Source organism: Hyphomonas sp. UBA3601 (assembly GCF_002375605.1).
GTDB lineage: Bacteria > Pseudomonadota > Alphaproteobacteria > Caulobacterales > Hyphomonadaceae > Hyphomonas.
In genome coordinates, this window is sequence record NZ_DFME01000138.1 from 15,228 (window position 1) to 16,608 (window position 1,381).

At 59.6% G+C, this 1,381-nt stretch carries 1 protein-coding gene and 1 pseudogene; both read left to right on the forward strand.

The annotated features are described in order from the left end of the window. Positions 1-1,169 (forward strand): RelA/SpoT AH/RIS domain-containing protein (locus tag B4F73_RS15595; protein WP_290483724.1); only part of this gene is annotated, 1,169 nt, incomplete at its 5' end. Then, positions 1,159-1,381 (forward strand): annotated as a pseudogene (locus tag B4F73_RS15600) (hypothetical protein); the annotation flags it as partial. The gene B4F73_RS15595 and the pseudogene B4F73_RS15600, both read left to right, overlap by 11 nt.

The following is a 1,381-nucleotide window of genomic DNA, read 5'->3' on the forward strand; positions in this document are numbered from 1 at the left end:
GCGTGGCTGCGCATTGGGGCTACAAGAACCGCGCCTACGGCTTTGACATCGATTCGGCGCGTGCTGCCGGTCTTGACCCTGCCGCCAATCTCGAAGCCTTCGCAGAATTGCTTCAGGATGGCGGCGATCCGAGCGAGTTCATGGAGCACGCCAAGCTCGAAATGTATCGCGAGCACGTCTTTGCTTTCTCTCCGAAGGGCAAGTTGATCATCCTGCCAGCCGGCGCCATGCCGTTGGACTTTGCCTATGCGGTGCACTCGGCGGTGGGTGACACATGTGTTGGCGCCAAGATCAATGGCGAGGTGAAGCCGTTACGCCGCCCGCTGAAAAATGGAGACGTTGTCGAGATCATCCGGGGCAAAGCGCCTCACGCCATTCATGGCTGGGAAGCGCTGGCGATCACCGGGCGCGCGCGCTCTGCGATGCGCAAGCTGGTGCGCGACAAGGAAACAACAGAGTTCCGGCGCCTCGGTCAGGGGCTGATCAATATGGCGCTGCGACGGGCAGGTATTGATCCGGTTGATGTAAAGATGAACCATACGGCCCGCCTCGCCGGTTTTGAGGATATGGAAGACATGTCCGAAGCGCTGGGGCGCGGTCGAATTTCGTCAAACGATGTGATCCAGGCGGCCTTTCCGGGTTACCGGCCGGAACGCGAGGACGATCCCACGAAGGTCCGCATGGACAGTGAGCATACGCCGCTCATGGTATCCGGCACTGAGCTGTCACCGGGCGTGACGCTTCATCTCGGAAATTGCTGCTGCCCGTTGCCTGGGGACCGTATCATGGGGGTTCATGAACCGGGCAAGGGCATTGTGGTCCATGTCGCGAGTTGTCCAAAGCTCGCCGAATATGACGATAAACCCGAGCTCTGGGTGGACCTGCGCTGGACCGAACTGGCGCGCACGGGCGCGGTGGCAATTGGGCGAATTCGTATCAATGCCTCCAATGAGCGCGGCGTACTGGCCAAGCTCTGCGCTGCTGTGGCACAGGCCAGCGGCAACATCACAGCCATACATACGGTAGACCGCCACGAGGACTTCACGGAAATCTTGATGGAAATTGAGGTTGAAGACCTCAAGCGTCTGACGCAGATACTGGCCGCGCTCCGGTCGATCGCTGTGGTCGACAGAGCTGTGCGCGACCAGGAGGGCGAAGATGACGAATGATGATGTGCTGAATGTATTCCGCGAGGCCGGGGCTTTGTTGGAGGGGCATTTCATTTTGTCGTCTGGTCGTCGCAGTCCTGTTTTCCTGCAGAAGGCCCTCGTTTTTTCCCAGCCCACGCTCTCCGAAAAATTGTGCAAGGCCCTTGCGGAAAAGCTTACCGCCGAGTTCGGCAAGATCGATGTTGTTGCCGGGCCAGCTGTCGGCGGCATCC